Origin of the sequence: Actinoplanes sp. NBRC 103695, assembly GCF_030269485.1 — a bacterium.
Classification (GTDB): domain Bacteria; phylum Actinomycetota; class Actinomycetes; order Mycobacteriales; family Micromonosporaceae; genus Actinoplanes.
Genome location: NZ_BSTL01000012.1, coordinates 43,643 through 56,975 on the forward strand (window position 1 = coordinate 43,643; position 13,333 = coordinate 56,975).

The following is a 13,333-nucleotide window of genomic DNA, read 5'->3' on the forward strand; positions in this document are numbered from 1 at the left end:
CGGCCTCGGGACCCGACCGCTCGAGCACGATGATCAGCCCTGGCCCTCTCGGGAGCCGGGGCCCGAATTGAGGGAGGACACCGATGACTCTGAGCAGCACTGCCCGTGCCGACGCGATCATTTCGCCGGACCATCCATTCCGCGAGCACCTGAAGCGCGTCGAGGTAGCCGGGCCACATCGGGCGTGGACGCCGGCCGACGGGCCGATGCCCGCTCTCTTCCTTGGGCACGGCGCACCGCGCACCTTCGAGAACCCCAGGTGGATGGGCGAACTGCACGACTGGGCGCGGAAGATGCCCCGGCCCACGGCGATCCTCATCGTCAGCGCCCACTGGGAATCCGCACCCCTGATGCTTTCCAGCAATGGCCCGACCGAACTGGTCTATGACTTCGGCGGGTTCGACCCGATGTACCACCGCATGCGCTACGACACACCGGACGCGGGCAACCTTGCCCGACGGCTTGGCAAGTTGCTCCCAGGAATCGAGAACACCGGCCGCGGCCTCGACCACGGCGCCTGGGTGCCCCTGAAAGTCATGTACCCGGCGGCCGACATCCCCGTACTGCAGCTGAGCATCCCCACCCACGACGCCACCCGGCTGATGGACCTCGGCCGGCGCCTACGACCGCTGCGTGAGGAAGGCGTGCTCGTCATCGGATCCGGGTTCATGACGCACGGGCTGCCATTCCTCACCCGCGACATGATCGAGCGCAACAAGGTTCCCGGCTGGTCCGCCGACTTCGACGCCTGGGCCGCCGATGCCCTCGCCCGCGGCGACATCGACGAACTGGCCGCCTTCCGCGACCACGCACCTGGCATGCCGTACGCCCATCCCACCGTCGAACACTTCGTCCCCATATTCGTCACCCTCGGCGCCGTCGCCGATCCAACGACGCCGGCCATCACCACGATCGACGGTTTCAACTTCGGTCTGGCTAAGCGTTCCTTCCAGGTCCGTTGAAGCGGAAAGCGGAATCCCGGGCGGCGCGGCGACGGGCAAGCTCGGATCTGACCGGACGTGGTCACGGTGCCGGCGGACTGAGGCCTGGAACAGCAGACGTCCCGGTCTCGGGGACTCAGTCTTCAACGGTCGGCACGTCCTCAGTCGCGCAGATCGAAATACTTGTGTGCGAGGGTGCCCGTCGGAGGTATGGCGTGATGGTGCTGCTGGACATGGCGGATCCACGGGAAGTGCCCGTGGATCCGCCCGAGGGGCGCTACGGGTGCGCGACCAAGGTGCCGATCCCGCCCACGCTGCATGCTGGCACGTTCAGTACCAGCCGGTCGGACACTGCGAAGGGCGTGTCCTCGCCGTTCCTGAACTCGGCCACGATCAGGAGCGTCTCTCCGTCCCGGATCCGGTCCGGGTTGATGCGGGCCTTCCCGGGGTCGTCGTCGAAGTAGGTCACCGGTTCGCGCTGGGAGGACCCGGGAACCATGGGCGGGATGCCCGTGGCACAGTCCTCGTCTCCCTTGAGGATGGCCGCCCGCACGCCCATCTTCTTCAGCTGCTTCTCGAGGCCGGGCATGCCGTCGCCGCGCTTGAGGTCCATGACCAGCGAGCCGTCATTCTCCTGGGTCACGGCGTATGCGGGCGAATCACCCGCGCCGCTCAGGGCGGGCACGACCACTGCCACCGCGACGGCGGCCGCTGCCACCGTGGCGATCATGAACGGGAGGCGAAGACGCCGGGCAGGGTTCCGGGCGGCCTGGGCGGGGGCCGGGTGCGTGGCCATGGCCGACAGTTCCGACGCCAGGCGCTGCTTGAATCCGGTGGGGGTATTCATGAGACAACCTCCAAGATTGATTCTGTGTCTTTGAGGACGGACGGACGGTCGGCGCCCAGCTCACGCCTCGCGCGGAGCAGACGGCTGCGCACCGTCGCCCGGTTGATGCCGAGGACCTGGGCGGCCTCGCGAGGGGTGAGGCCGTCGACGGTCACCAGATCGAGGACTTCGCGCAGCGGCTCGCTCAGCGCACTGTGCCGCTGGGTCAGCTCGCGTGCGGCGCGTTGTGCGTCGATCCGCTCCTCCAGCGCGGCGATGTCCTCCTCGTCCAGCAGCCGGTGCCCGTTCAGCCGGGCCACCACCTGTTGCTCGCGGGCGCTACCGCGGTAGTGCGAGGCCAGGACGTTGCGGGCGATGCCGTACAGCCAGGCGTAGGGTGCCCCGCGCTTCGGGTCGTACTGGCCGGCGGCCTCCAGCGCGGCGACGAAGATGTCGGCGGTGAGATCCGCGGCCACCTGCGGGTTGCTCGTGCGCCGGGTCACGAAGCCGAGGACGGCGTTGAAGTTCTCCTCGTAGAACGCCGAGAATCCGGCTGCGTCCGGCCGCGGTGGCGCTGCCCGGCGCGTGCGGCGTTCGGGCGGTGTGGCCCATCGGGGTAGTAAAGGCACCGTTCCTCCAAGGTGGTTGGCGGACCCTTCACCTGTTATTGCCGGACAGCGGCAAACTGTTGCATCAGCTGACGCGCGGGTGGTCAGACGCCCTGGCTGCGGGGCATCGCATCACATGCGCCCGGCGCGCCACCGGAGACGCGCCACCGGAGAAAGGCCTGCGTGCTCGCGGCGGCCACGGCCCGCGAGACGACGGCCGGGAGCTGTACGGGGTCTCAGAGCAGTGGTCCTAGGTCAGCGACTCCACGATCTGCAGGGGGATCGGTCCCCGCGGGTCGGCAGGCGCCAGGCATCTCATGGTGATCTCGCGGGGCCGTGCCCGCTTGCACCGGATGGCATGCGAGGTCCGCGTGCTGCGCATCATGATTGCGCTGCCGAGCGTCGCTGAGCCAGTCTCATGGTGAGCGGCTTGACTGCGGCGCGTATGTGGTTGCGTAGCCATTGGGAGGCTGGGTCTTCGTCTAGACGTCGGTGCCAGCGGAGTTTGACATCGACGTGCGGTAGCGGTAGTGGGTAGTCATGCCAGCGCAGTGGTATACCGCGTTGGACGAGGTCTTCGGCAAGGACTCTGGGCGCGATACTGATCACGTCGGGTTGCAGCGCCATCAGGGCGGCGGCCGCGTAGTTCGGGACCACCGAGGTGACGCGCCGGGATAAGCCGGCCTCACGCAGTTTGTCATCGATGGGTCCGTAGGCCAGTCCTCGCCGGGAGGCGGAGACGTGTGGGTAGCGCACCATGTCGTCGAGACTCAGCTCGGCTGCCCGCCCGAGGTCGGAGTCGGCGGCGACGAGGGCAACGACGCGGTCGACGAACAGAGTGTGGGTGTTCAAGTCGGGTGGTGATGTCTTCGCGACGCCGAGGTCGAGGTCGAGGTCGCCGTCGCGGAGTGGTTCGGGGGCTTTGGAGTCCTGGGCCACGAAGTGCAGCGTGACGCCAGGCGCCTCGGCGGAAATCGGGCCAGCCAGACGTGAGCTGATGACTGGGGTGAGCCCGTCGTTGATGCGGATGGCGAATGTGCGTCGCCAGGTGAAGGGGTTGCCGGCGTGGGTGGTCGGCAACTGGGTGGCCGTTTCGAGAAGCGCTCTTACCTGGACTCTGGAACGGAGTGCGAACGGTGTCGGTACGAGCCTTCGTCCCGCGCGGACCATGATCGGGTCGTTCATCGCTCGCCGCAGTCGACCCAACGCGCGGCTGGTCGCGGGAGCTGACAGGTGCAACTTGTCGGCGGCCGCCGCCACGCTGCCGGTCTCCATCAGTGCGTCGAAGACCCAGAGCAGATTCAAGTCCAGATCATTCATCGAGGCGCTGCTCCGATCCCTCGACCAGTGCTCAGAACGCACTTACAAGATACCAACCATGCACTGGACGTTATGTCAGCGAGGCGATTCAGTTGATGTTGGGCCGCGGAAGCAGGCTCGCCGCGATCCGCGGCAAACGAACTGAAGTCTTTGGAGCGTTGGTGATGGCTCGCACGATCCGACCGATGTCTTACGGTGGCCCGGAGGTCCTCGACCTGGTCGAGGTGCCGGTCCCTGTCCCGGCAGCTGACCAGGTCGTGGTCCGGGTTAAGGCCGCAGGGGTCAACCCGGTTGATTGGAAGCTTTACAGTGGCTCGTTCCACGCCATCGACGATAAGTACAAGGACGAAGCCGGCGTCAGCGCGGATGCGCTGCCTCGGATCGGCCTCGAATGTGCCGGTATCGTGACAGCGGTGGGCGAGGAGCTCAGCGGAGTGTCGGTCGGCGAAGAAGTCATCGTCTACCCTGTGACCGGCGCTTACGCCGACTATGTTGTGGCCGGCGCCGGTTCGCTCGTCAGCAAGCCGAACGCCGTGGACTGGCCGGTCGCCGGCGCATTGATGCTGACCGGCACCACGGCCGCGCACACGCTGCACGCCGCCGCGGTGCAACCAGGTGACCTCGTCCTGATTCACGGTGGCTCTGGCGGCGTCGGGCTTATGGCAGTCCAGCTCGCCGTCGACCTCGGCGCTACCGTGATCGCCACAGCGTCCGAGGCCAATCACGAACTCCTGCGCCGTCTGGGCGCCACGCCCGTGGCCTACGGACCCGGCCTGATCGATCGGGTACGAGCAGCGGCACCCGAGGGCATCGACGCCGCACTCGATCTGATCGGCACCGAGGAGGCTCTGGACACCTCACTGGAACTGGTCGGTAACCCGGACCGCATCGCTTCCATCGCCGGCGGCCCCCGGCGTATCGAAGAAGGCATCAAAGTCATCGGCAACCAACCCGGCGCCGACCTCGGCACCGAGGTCCGCGCCGCGGCCAGGCCGGAATTGATCGCAAAACTCGTCGAAGGTCGGTTGCGGGTCATCATCGCCGGCACATACCCGCTGGACGAGGCCGCAGAAGCCCACCGCGTAGGCATCGGCGGCCACGCGCCCGGCAAACTGATCCTGCTTCCGTAACTGCATCGGCGGTTCGGTATCGGGATCGGGGCGCCGGCTGGGGCCGGTGGCGCTGTTACTGGCGGGCGACCGGGACGTCGGGCACCTGGCCGGGCCTGCGCACGAGGGTGAACCTCAGCCCGCCGTTTGACGAACTCGGGCTCCGACTTGGTGGCGAGCTGCTCGAGGCGAAGAGCTCGAACCGGCCTGGGTGCCGCCGGGCGACCTCGACGCCGACGTCGTTGACGTGGCGGGACAGGTCCCGGTCCCGTTCGTCGTCGCCGAAGTGCACACCGGGCGAGGACATGGACAGGATCGCCCGGTCGATGCCGACCTCATCCATCAACGCGAGGTGCTTCTTCGGAGGCCAGGACGGCTACGCGGGCATATGGTCGGGCACCGGGTGGCCGGCCCGCCCGGCGGCGATGTAGTCGTCGGTGACGAAGTGCTAGCGAAAGTCGACGAGCGGCTCTGACATCACTGACCTAGCCTTCTTGCCGGGCGGGCGCGGGCATCGACGAGGTCAGGCGCTGCCGCAGGTCGGGCTTGGAGATCTTGGTGCTTCCGGTCAGCGGCCACTGTTCGACGGCGATGAACTCCTTCGGCCGCTTGAAGGCGGCGAGGCCGGAGCGGCAGAACTCCTTCAGCTGCTCCGGCGTGAGCGCGCTCCCCGGAGCGAACTCCACGAAGGCGACGACCTTCTCGCCCCACTTCGGGTCCTCCACGCCGACGATCTGCGCCTCGACGATGCTCGGGTGCCCCTTGAGGAAGATTTCCACCTCGAGAGCCGACACGTTCTCGCCGCCGGACTTGACGACGTCCTTGATGCGGCCGTGGAACTGGAGGTAACCGTCCGCCGACAGGGTTCCGAGATCGCCCGTGCGCAGCCAGCCGTCTTCGGTGAACGGCTGCTCGTCGGGGGACATGCCGAGGTAGCCGACCATGCGATTCCAGCTCAGCACGTGGATCTCGCCCGGCGTGCCGGCCGGGACGAGCCGGCCGTGGTCGTCGACGATCCGGACGTCGATGCCGGCGTGCGGCCGGCCGATGTACTGCAGGCGCTTCTCCTGTGGATCGCGCAGGTCCCCGAGCGCGACTGTGGGCGAGCACTCGGTCAGGCCGTACACGTTGGTGATCTCCGCCTGGAGCGCCTCGCGCACCTGCCGGCAGAAGGCCGGGGTTTCGGCTGTGGCGACCAGCCGGATCTGCGACTCGGCCCCGATCTCCGCCCAGCTGCGCACGAAGTCCCGCAGGACGGTACCGACCCCGATCAGCACGGTCACCCCGAGGCGATGGGCCATCCGGGCCGCCCGGTCTCCGGACCAGCGGGACGTGATCGCCACCGAGGCGCCGCCGAGGAGGGCGGACAGCAGGGTGAAGACCGCACCGGAGTTGTGGTAGAACGGCGACGTCCCGAGGAAGACGTCGTCCACGCCGACCATCCAGCGACCCGCGTTGGCGGCGCCGGTGGCGATCACGGCGTCCTGCCGCAGGAGAGCGCCTTTCGGGGACGCGGTGCTCCCGGAGGTGAACTGGACCATGCCGACCTCGCCGGACCGGTCGCCACCCGTCGTCGGCAGCTCGTCCTCGGTGCCTGCCTCAAGCACCGGGAACGGTGATCCGGGCACGTCACGGAGCCACCGGCAGGTGATTTCGGCGGCCATCGAGTCGACGAGGTGCTCGGTGGCAAAGGTGGTGACCGCGTCCGACTCGGGGTGCGGGTCATCGACGAGGAGCAGACGCGGTTGCGCCTTCGCCAGCTGGTACTCGATTTCTCGCCAGGTCAGCTTGGTGTTGAGCGGCACCACCGACGCGCCGAGCAGGTTCGAGCCGAACCAGGCGTAGACCCACGCGATCGAGTTCTCGGCCAGGAGTGCCACCCGGTCGCCGGCGGTGACCCCCGCCGCGGCCAGCCGGCCGGCCATGCTCCAGGAGCGTGTCCTGAGGTCCTCGAAGGTGACGGCCTCCATATCCTCTTCCCGGCTACCTTCTTCGGCGTGGAGCGCGGCTCGTTTTCCGTACCGCGCCGCAAGCGTGTCCAGCATCCGCGAGAAATCATGACCGAGCCAGTCCTGGCCCATGGCGCCCTCCTCAGGCCCGAGGTTTCGCATTTCAGTTCTCCCGGACACCCGACTTCACCACCGCTTCGGTGAGCAGTTCCATTTGCCGCGTGAGGATTCGTTCGCTGGGATTGGGCAGATCGATGCTGAGGTGCTCCACCCCGGCGTCCGCGTAGTCGGCCATCAGCTCCGCCGCTTGCTCGACGGAAAAGAACGTGCGAAGGCTCTTTCCGGAATAGGGCGCATTCGGGTCGGACAACCCCCAGGTCAGTGCCACCGCCATTCCGGGTGTGGCAACGCCCTGCTCGGCCGCCTGCTCCTGCAGGTAGCGCCGTCCGGTCCGCACCTGTCCGGGTTCCAGGCGGGCCGGGAGCCACATGTCGCCGAGTGCCACGGCGCGCCGCGCCGCCCGCCGGCTGTTGCCGCCGATCAGCACCGGGGGAGACGGCTGCTGCGGGCTCCTGATGAGCGGCCGGACCCTGGGCAGACGGGTGAATCGACCGGCGAAATCAAACTCCTCGCCCTGGAGCATCTGGCGGATCAGCCGGATGTGCTCGTCGGTGCGTGGTCCTCTCTCGGCCGGGGGAACGCCGATGGCGTTGAACTCAGCCTCCACGTGGCCGACCCCGACTCCGAAGAGCATCCGGCCGTTCGACAGCACGTCGAGGGTGCCCAGCATCTTGGCCTGAACGACGGGATCTCGGTAGGGCAGCACGATGATGCAGCTACCGAGCTGGATCTTCGTCGTCGAACCGGCGAGAAAGCCCCACAGCATGTAGGGGTCCAGCCACCAGTTCTCCGCGCCGTAGTACTCGACCGCCGTGTATTCCTTGTTGCCGTACTCCTCGACGTCGAGCCATTGCCGCACCGGCTCGACACGCGTGTCCTCGAGTCCGCCCACGGGTGCGACCAGGTGGTCCTGCACCCACAGCGAGTCGAAGGCCATGCTCTCGGCGCTGGTCGCGAGCCGCATGACTTCGGCGCTTCGCACCCAGGACCGATTAGGGGGAATCCACGTGCCGACTTTCACGACGCCTCCAGATGCCTGTCACAGAATCGCGAGCGGGTTGAGCGGTGAGCCGGTCGACCGCTTGAGCAGCAGTGGCGCCAGGACGGCGAGAAACTCCCAGGAGCCCCGGTCGCCGCACCGGCCGGCCAGTTCGTCCAGGTAGGCGTTGTCGAGCAGCCAGAGGCCCATCGCCACCAGGGCGACCGTGTGGACGGGCATCTCGAACCCCTGGACGCCGGACGGGATGACGTCGTTGACCGCGTCCGAGCCCAGGACCGAGATCTGCCGCTCGTGGAGGAAAGGCAGGCAGGAGAAGTGCAGTCCGGCGGCCCCGTCGTGGTCGGGATGGATGGCACCTTTCGCAGCCCGCCGTGCGTCGCGGCCGGTCCGGATGAACAGGACGTCGCCCCTGGAGACCGTCACGCCCTGCCGTTGCTCGGCGAGCGCCAGGTCGGCCGGCAGCACCGGTTCGCCCGGTTCCAGCCAGGCCTGCCCGCGTGCTCCGGCGAGATCGAGGAGTACGCCCCTGGTGACGATGCCGTTCCGGGCCACCTCGACCGAGCCGGTCGCAGCCCCCGACACGGTCGAGACGTCACTGGCCGGGCGGCCGTTGTAGCTGTGCTTGTCCCAGAACAGGTGGGAAAGGCTGTCGAGGTGGGTGACCGAGTAGCCGTGGAACGCCAGCCCGAACCAGTCCGCAGCGATGCCGAGCCCACGATCGGGCGCACCCTCACCACTCATGATCATGTGGTGCATGAGGGGGCTGGGGTTCTCTCTGCCCGGCCGGGGTGTGATGTCGCGGCTGCAGGAAACGGGCTCTCCGGTGCGTACGGTCCGCAGCGCGGCCTGCCGGGACTCGTCTGTGATGTGGTTGAGCGTCCCGAGCTGATCCTCCGCCCCCCAGCGCCCCCAGTTGCTCAGGCTGCTGAGCAGTTTCTCGACCTCAAGATCGACCGGTTCCGGCGTCACATCGCTCTCCTCTCGGGTCCGGTCGCGCCGCCCACCGGCCGGGCGCGCGGCAGCCAGACCGGAAGCCGGACGCCGGAGGCGTGGTCTCGGAACGCCACGGTGACCGGTATCCCGACCTGCAGTCCCCAGGGGTCATCCGTCTCGACCCGGCCGATGACGCGGACGGGTAGTCCCTCGAGCGCGACGACGCCGACCACATAGGGGACCTGATCGGCGAAGTCCGGCAGCGTCGAGCGCGCCACGACGGTCCAGGAGTAGAGCTCGCCGCACCCGGCCGCCGGGACCCAGCCGACCTCCAGCCCCCCGCAGCGGAAGCAGGCCGGGCGGGGCGGCCAGCGGACGGCGCCGCAGGCCGAGCATCGCTGGACGCGCAGTTCGTCCTTCTCCGTGCCGTCCCAGAACGGCTCCAGTTCGGGATCGTGGCGGTTGGGCGGGTTGACCATGCGATGCACCTGATCTCGTGACAGTGGTGGTGGCGGTCAGGCGTCGGCTGTGCTGAGGACGGCCAGCGCACCGTCGCCGAGGTCGCCCCAGCCGGTGACGGCGCAGCGGGTGGCGCCGGGCACCTGCCGGTCGCCGCACGACCCGCGCAGCTGTCGCACGGCCTCGACGAGGTGGTTCATCCCGCCGAGGTGTCCCTCGGAGAGCAGGCCGCCGCTCGGATTGACCGGCAGCCGCCCGCCGAGGGCGATGTTGCCGCCGGCCACGAACGCTCCGCCCTCGCCGAGCGCACAGAAGCCCGCGCTCTCCAGCTGGTGGATAACCTCGAAGGTGAAGCAGTCGTAGATCATGGCGAAATCCATGTCCTCCGGCCCGTACCCGGCCATGTCGAACGCTCGCGGGGCCGCCTTGGTGAGGCCGGTGTTGAAGAAGTCCCGCCGGTTGCCGATGTCGTCGGCCGAGTCGGCGTGACCCTCGGCCGCCCCCTCGATGCGCACCGGCGTGGCCCCGGCCCGGGCGGCGTATTGGGAGGTGGCCACCAGGACCGCCGCGGCGCCGTCGGTCTCGAGGCAGCAGTCGTACAGATGGTAGGGATCCGCGATGACCGGCGAGGCGAGGTATTCCGCCATGGTCAGGGGCCTGCGGTACATCTGGGCGGCCGGGTTGAGGTTGGCGTGCCGGCGCATCGTGAGCGCGACGGCGCCGAGTTGCTCCCGGGTCGTGCCGAACTCGTACATGTGCCGGCGGCAGAGCAGTGAGTACCACTGGGCCGGCGTGCTCAGGCCGTGCGGGTACTCCAGGTTCGTCCGGAACTGCTGGCCGGGCATGGCCGCCGCCACCCGCTGGTCGACCCGCGCGCCGGACCGGCCGTTGCGGGCGACGAACGCGAGGACGACATCCGCCTGACCGCCGGCCACCGCCAGGGCGGCCAGGCGGACGGACGCCACGGCGCCGGCCCCGCCCAGATGAGGAACGGCGGTGAATCGGACATCAGCGAGGCCGAACGAGGCGATGATGTCCTCGGCCGTCGGACCGAGAGGGGACGGGACGATCCCGTCGACAGCACTGGCGGGCAGGTTCGCGTCCGCCAGCGCCGCGGTGATCGCCTCGACGGCCAGCCGTTGCACGCTTCGTCCGCTGTTGCTCGACAGCTCGGTCTGGCCGACGCCGATGATGCACGCCTCGTTCTTCATCTGGTCGACTCTTCTCGTCCGGCCGAGCTCGAAGCACTGGACATGCCTGCCGAGCTGAGTTGCAGAACTGTCACCGTGTTCATAGAACCGTCACGGCTCAGCACTGTCGAAGTCAACGAGATAGGGCCAACGGTCCCGCCGTACTTGTTCTAGAACGAGCGCGGTTCGCGGCCCGGGACCACGGCTGCGCGCGCCGGCGCCCACCCCGCCCGGACGTCGCTCTGATACGTTGAAATGGGTTTTTGCGCGGAGTGCGGGCCGGAGTGCGGGAGGTGCGCGCGTGGGCGGCGGGGAGGACTCTGCGGAGCTGCCTCCGGGTGATGTCATTCCGGCGCGCTGGCTTTCCGAGCAGATTCATGACGCAACGGCCCGCGGCATCATCACCGAGATGACCGACCTGATCCGGCACCGAGCGGACGTGAAGGAGCGGTACCTGCCCACCGTGCGCAACCTCGCGCGGGCGCTGCAGGTCAGCCCGGCCACCGTGGCCAAGGCGTGGCGAGTGCTGAGCGACGCCGGCCTGATCCGGACCAACGGCAGTCAAGGCACGCGGGTGGTGGGCGAGGAGCCGCCGGGGCACCGCCTGGAGTCGGTGACCGTCGGCCTGCCCACGCAGCTGGACCTGATGAGCCCGGCGCCGGACCCCGCGCTGCTGCCCGACATCCAGCCTCATCTCGCGGAGGTGCTTCGCTCAGGCACCATCAGCGATTTCAACCGGTATTCCGGGGAGACCCTGATCGCGCCGCTGGCCGACTACGCCCGGCGGACCTGGCCGTTCGATGCCGGGACGATCGTCCCGTGCGGTGGTTGCTACGACGGCGTGCTCCTGCTGCTCGACGTTCTCGCCCGCGCCGGAACGCGGGTGGCCGTGGAGAGCCCGACCGCCGCGCCGGTGCTCGACCAGCTGGAATTTCTCCGATGCGAGATCGTGCCGGTCGCGACCGACAGCGCCGGCATGATCCCCTCCGCTCTCGCCGAGACGCGAGATGTCCAGGTGGTGGTCGTCCAGACCCGGTTCTCCAGCCCGGACGGGCACACGATGACCGCGGATCGGGCGGCCGAGCTGGCGAGCGTCCTGCGCACCTGGCGGACGGCGCCGGTCGTGATCGAGTCGGACCCGGCGCCGCTGTTCGCCGCCGGTCCCGACGTGTCCCTGGGCACCTGGCTGCGGGATCGCGTGGTGCTGGTCCGTGGCTGGAACAAGTCGCACGGCCCCGACCTGCGGGTGGCGTTGATCGGTGGCGCGCCCAACGTCGTCCGGCTCGCTCGCCGCCGCCGCGCGATGGGATCGGTCTGGACCTCGCGCCTGCTGCAAGGCACGTTGAGCCTGATGCTCGCCGACGACGCGGTCGCGGCGACGGTCGCCGTCGCCGCTGAGCAATACCGTCAGCGGCGTGCCGCCCTGGCCGGCGAGCTGGGCCGGCTGGGCATCGAGACCTACGGCACCGAGGGCTTCTCCGTGTGGGTTCCGGTCGGTGACCAGCACACCGCGCTGCAGGTGCTGCGGGCTTATCGCATCAGCGCGGCGGCGGGCAGTTCGTTCACCCACCACCCGGACCGGCAGCACCATCTGCGGATCGCCACCACACAGCTCCCGGTGCAGCACGCAGCCGAGGTCGCGCTCGCGGTTCACGAGGCCGCTTCGGCGCCTGGCGCCGTCGCCCGGAGCTGACCCGGCTGCACCGTAAACCCTCGATTTCGCGGCCTGCAACCGTAGCTGGTTATAGAACAAGCGCACGGCGTCGAAAAGCCGTTCGCGATGGACTTTCGCCTGCCGGTTCGCCATTGTTTCAACAGGCATGAGGCCGTCGAAGGCTCGCGAGAACGTCAATTTCACCCATTCCAGCGAGGCTCGGCTTAATTCCGATGAACGGATCCTGATTAGCGAGCGACGCAACCACTTCAGGGAAAGGTGTGGCGATGGATATTGATCTGGAATCGATCGACGCGATTGATATGCACACGCACGTCCTGACCTCGGTGCGTGATGGCCAGGGTGCGCCCAGATCGATGGAGGCGGCCGGCGGCGAGGTGTTCGGCCACGAGATGGCGATGACCGTCCCGCAGATCGCGGAGACCTATCGTCAGCGTCGCATGATGTGCGTGACCTTCATGGTCGACGTGATGGGCACCGAGAACCCGGTGACCAACGACGAGGTTCTGCGGCTGGGCGCCGAGCATGCCGACGTGATCGTGCCGTTTGGCAGTGTCGACCCGCGGCGGGGGCCCGCGGCCGTCACCGAAGCTCGGCGGCTGCTGGAAACGTACGACGTCAAGGGGTTCAAGTTCCATCCGACGATGCAGCACTTCTACCCGAACGACGAGCGCTTCTATCCGCTCTACGAGGTGATCCAGAGCAGCGGAGCGATCGCGATCTTCCATACCGGGCAGACGGCGATCGGCTCCGGCCAGCGCGGCGGCAGCGGTCTGCGACTGAAGTACTCCAATCCGATTCATCACGACGACGTCGCAGCGGATTTCCCAGAGCTCAAGATCGTTCTCGCGCATCCGTCGACGCCGTGGCAGGACGAGGCGCTCGCCGTGGCGCTGCACAAGCCGAATGTCTACATCGACCTGTCGGGCTGGTCGCCGAAGTACTTTCCACCGCAGCTGGTGCAACATGCGAACACCTTGCTGAAGCACAAGGTGCTCTTCGGCACCGATTTCCCGGCGTTCACTCCCCAGCGGTGGCTCGAGCTGTTCGACCAGCTTCCGATCAAGCCCGAGGTCCGCCCGCTGATTCTCAAGCACAACGCGATCGAATTGTTCGGCTGGAAATGAAGGCACCGCTCACCGGCGCCTTTGACGCCGACGTCCGGAAAGGGCAGTTTTGTGCAGATTGACGGCAGCGTCGCAG

13 protein-coding genes are annotated in these 13,333 nt (G+C 68.3%); 4 read left to right on the top strand and 9 right to left on the bottom strand.

Going from position 1 to position 13,333, the window contains the following annotated elements:
* The first annotated feature begins 83 nt into the window (after positions 1-83).
* Entirely contained in the window at positions 84-962 is an 879-nt protein-coding gene (locus QSK31_RS22140; RefSeq protein WP_285686190.1) for a dioxygenase family protein, read from the top strand.
* Positions 963-1,218: 256 nt separating this feature from the next.
* Here the strand turns inward: QSK31_RS22140 and QSK31_RS22145 are convergent, their stop codons facing one another.
* The 3 genes from QSK31_RS22145 to QSK31_RS22155 form a co-directional block, all read right to left on the bottom strand.
* Positions 1,219-1,788 (bottom strand): hypothetical protein, encoded by a 570-nt coding sequence (locus QSK31_RS22145; protein WP_285686191.1) that lies wholly within the window; start codon positions 1,786-1,788, stop codon positions 1,219-1,221.
* Positions 1,785-2,396 carry an RNA polymerase sigma factor gene (locus QSK31_RS22150; RefSeq protein WP_285686192.1) on the bottom strand — a complete coding sequence of 204 codons (612 nt, stop codon included), beginning with the start codon at positions 2,394-2,396 and terminating at the stop codon, positions 1,785-1,787. The genes QSK31_RS22145 and QSK31_RS22150 overlap by 4 nt, the downstream gene beginning before the upstream one ends.
* Before the next feature lie 360 nt (positions 2,397-2,756).
* Positions 2,757-3,695, bottom strand: a complete 939-nt coding sequence (locus QSK31_RS22155) for a LysR family transcriptional regulator (RefSeq protein ID WP_285686193.1) — start codon at positions 3,693-3,695, stop codon at positions 2,757-2,759.
* A 185-nt stretch (positions 3,696-3,880) separates the two neighbouring features.
* On the opposite strand from QSK31_RS22155, the gene QSK31_RS22160 reads away from it, so the two are divergent.
* Positions 3,881-4,825 carry an NADP-dependent oxidoreductase gene (locus tag QSK31_RS22160; RefSeq protein ID WP_285686194.1) on the top strand — a complete coding sequence of 315 codons (945 nt, stop codon included), beginning with the start codon at positions 3,881-3,883 and terminating at the stop codon, positions 4,823-4,825.
* Positions 4,826-4,880: 55 nt separating this feature from the next.
* Here the strand turns inward: QSK31_RS22160 and QSK31_RS22165 are convergent, their stop codons facing one another.
* From QSK31_RS22165 to QSK31_RS22190, 6 genes are all read right to left on the bottom strand, one after another.
* Entirely contained in the window at positions 4,881-5,147 is a 267-nt protein-coding gene (locus QSK31_RS22165) for a hypothetical protein (protein WP_285686195.1), read from the bottom strand.
* Between the two features lie 142 nt (positions 5,148-5,289).
* The gene (locus QSK31_RS22170; protein WP_285686196.1) at positions 5,290-6,885 is read right to left on the bottom strand and encodes a class I adenylate-forming enzyme family protein; all 1,596 of its coding nucleotides are present in this window, start codon (positions 6,883-6,885) and stop codon (positions 5,290-5,292) included.
* Positions 6,886-6,916: 31 nt separating this feature from the next.
* Entirely contained in the window at positions 6,917-7,894 is a 978-nt protein-coding gene (locus QSK31_RS22175; protein WP_285686197.1) for a TIGR03619 family F420-dependent LLM class oxidoreductase, read from the bottom strand.
* A gap of 18 nt (positions 7,895-7,912) precedes the next feature.
* Positions 7,913-8,842, bottom strand: coding sequence for a cyclase family protein (locus QSK31_RS22180; RefSeq protein WP_285686198.1), 930 nt, complete (start codon positions 8,840-8,842; stop codon positions 7,913-7,915).
* Positions 8,839-9,285: a Zn-ribbon domain-containing OB-fold protein gene (locus QSK31_RS22185; RefSeq protein ID WP_285686199.1), complete on the bottom strand. Its 447-nt coding sequence runs from the start codon at positions 9,283-9,285 to the stop codon at positions 8,839-8,841. The genes QSK31_RS22180 and QSK31_RS22185 overlap by 4 nt, the downstream gene beginning before the upstream one ends.
* Positions 9,286-9,321: 36 nt before the next feature.
* A complete protein-coding gene (locus QSK31_RS22190) occupies positions 9,322-10,476 on the bottom strand; it encodes a thiolase C-terminal domain-containing protein (protein ID WP_285686200.1) in 1,155 nt (384 codons plus the stop codon).
* A 388-nt stretch (positions 10,477-10,864) separates the two neighbouring features.
* On the opposite strand from QSK31_RS22190, the gene QSK31_RS22195 reads away from it, so the two are divergent.
* A complete protein-coding gene (locus tag QSK31_RS22195; RefSeq protein WP_285686201.1) occupies positions 10,865-12,148 on the top strand; it encodes an aminotransferase class I/II-fold pyridoxal phosphate-dependent enzyme in 1,284 nt (427 codons plus the stop codon).
* Positions 12,149-12,396: 248 nt separating this feature from the next.
* Positions 12,397-13,257: an amidohydrolase family protein gene (locus QSK31_RS22200; protein ID WP_285686202.1), complete on the top strand. Its 861-nt coding sequence runs from the start codon at positions 12,397-12,399 to the stop codon at positions 13,255-13,257.
* The last annotated feature ends 76 nt before the right edge of the window (positions 13,258-13,333 follow it).

Bases quoted from the DNA above. Each gene is read 5' to 3' on its own strand.
- QSK31_RS22140 (WP_285686190.1), top strand. From the start codon at position 84: ATGACTCTGAGCAGCACTGCCCGTGCCGACGCGATCATTTCGCCGGAC.
- QSK31_RS22145 (WP_285686191.1), bottom strand. From the start codon at position 1,788: ATGAATACCCCCACCGGATTCAAGCAGCGCCTGGCGTCGGAACTGTCG.
- QSK31_RS22155 (WP_285686193.1), bottom strand. From the start codon at position 3,695: ATGAATGATCTGGACTTGAATCTGCTCTGGGTCTTCGACGCACTGATG.
- QSK31_RS22160 (WP_285686194.1), top strand. From the start codon at position 3,881: ATGTCTTACGGTGGCCCGGAGGTCCTCGACCTGGTCGAGGTGCCGGTC.
- QSK31_RS22165 (WP_285686195.1), bottom strand. From the start codon at position 5,147: ATGGATGAGGTCGGCATCGACCGGGCGATCCTGTCCATGTCCTCGCCC.
- QSK31_RS22170 (WP_285686196.1), bottom strand. From the start codon at position 6,885: ATGGGCCAGGACTGGCTCGGTCATGATTTCTCGCGGATGCTGGACACG.
- QSK31_RS22185 (WP_285686199.1), bottom strand. From the start codon at position 9,285: ATGGTCAACCCGCCCAACCGCCACGATCCCGAACTGGAGCCGTTCTGG.
- QSK31_RS22190 (WP_285686200.1), bottom strand. From the start codon at position 10,476: ATGAAGAACGAGGCGTGCATCATCGGCGTCGGCCAGACCGAGCTGTCG.
- QSK31_RS22195 (WP_285686201.1), top strand. From the start codon at position 10,865: ATGACCGACCTGATCCGGCACCGAGCGGACGTGAAGGAGCGGTACCTG.
- QSK31_RS22200 (WP_285686202.1), top strand. From the start codon at position 12,397: ATGGATATTGATCTGGAATCGATCGACGCGATTGATATGCACACGCAC.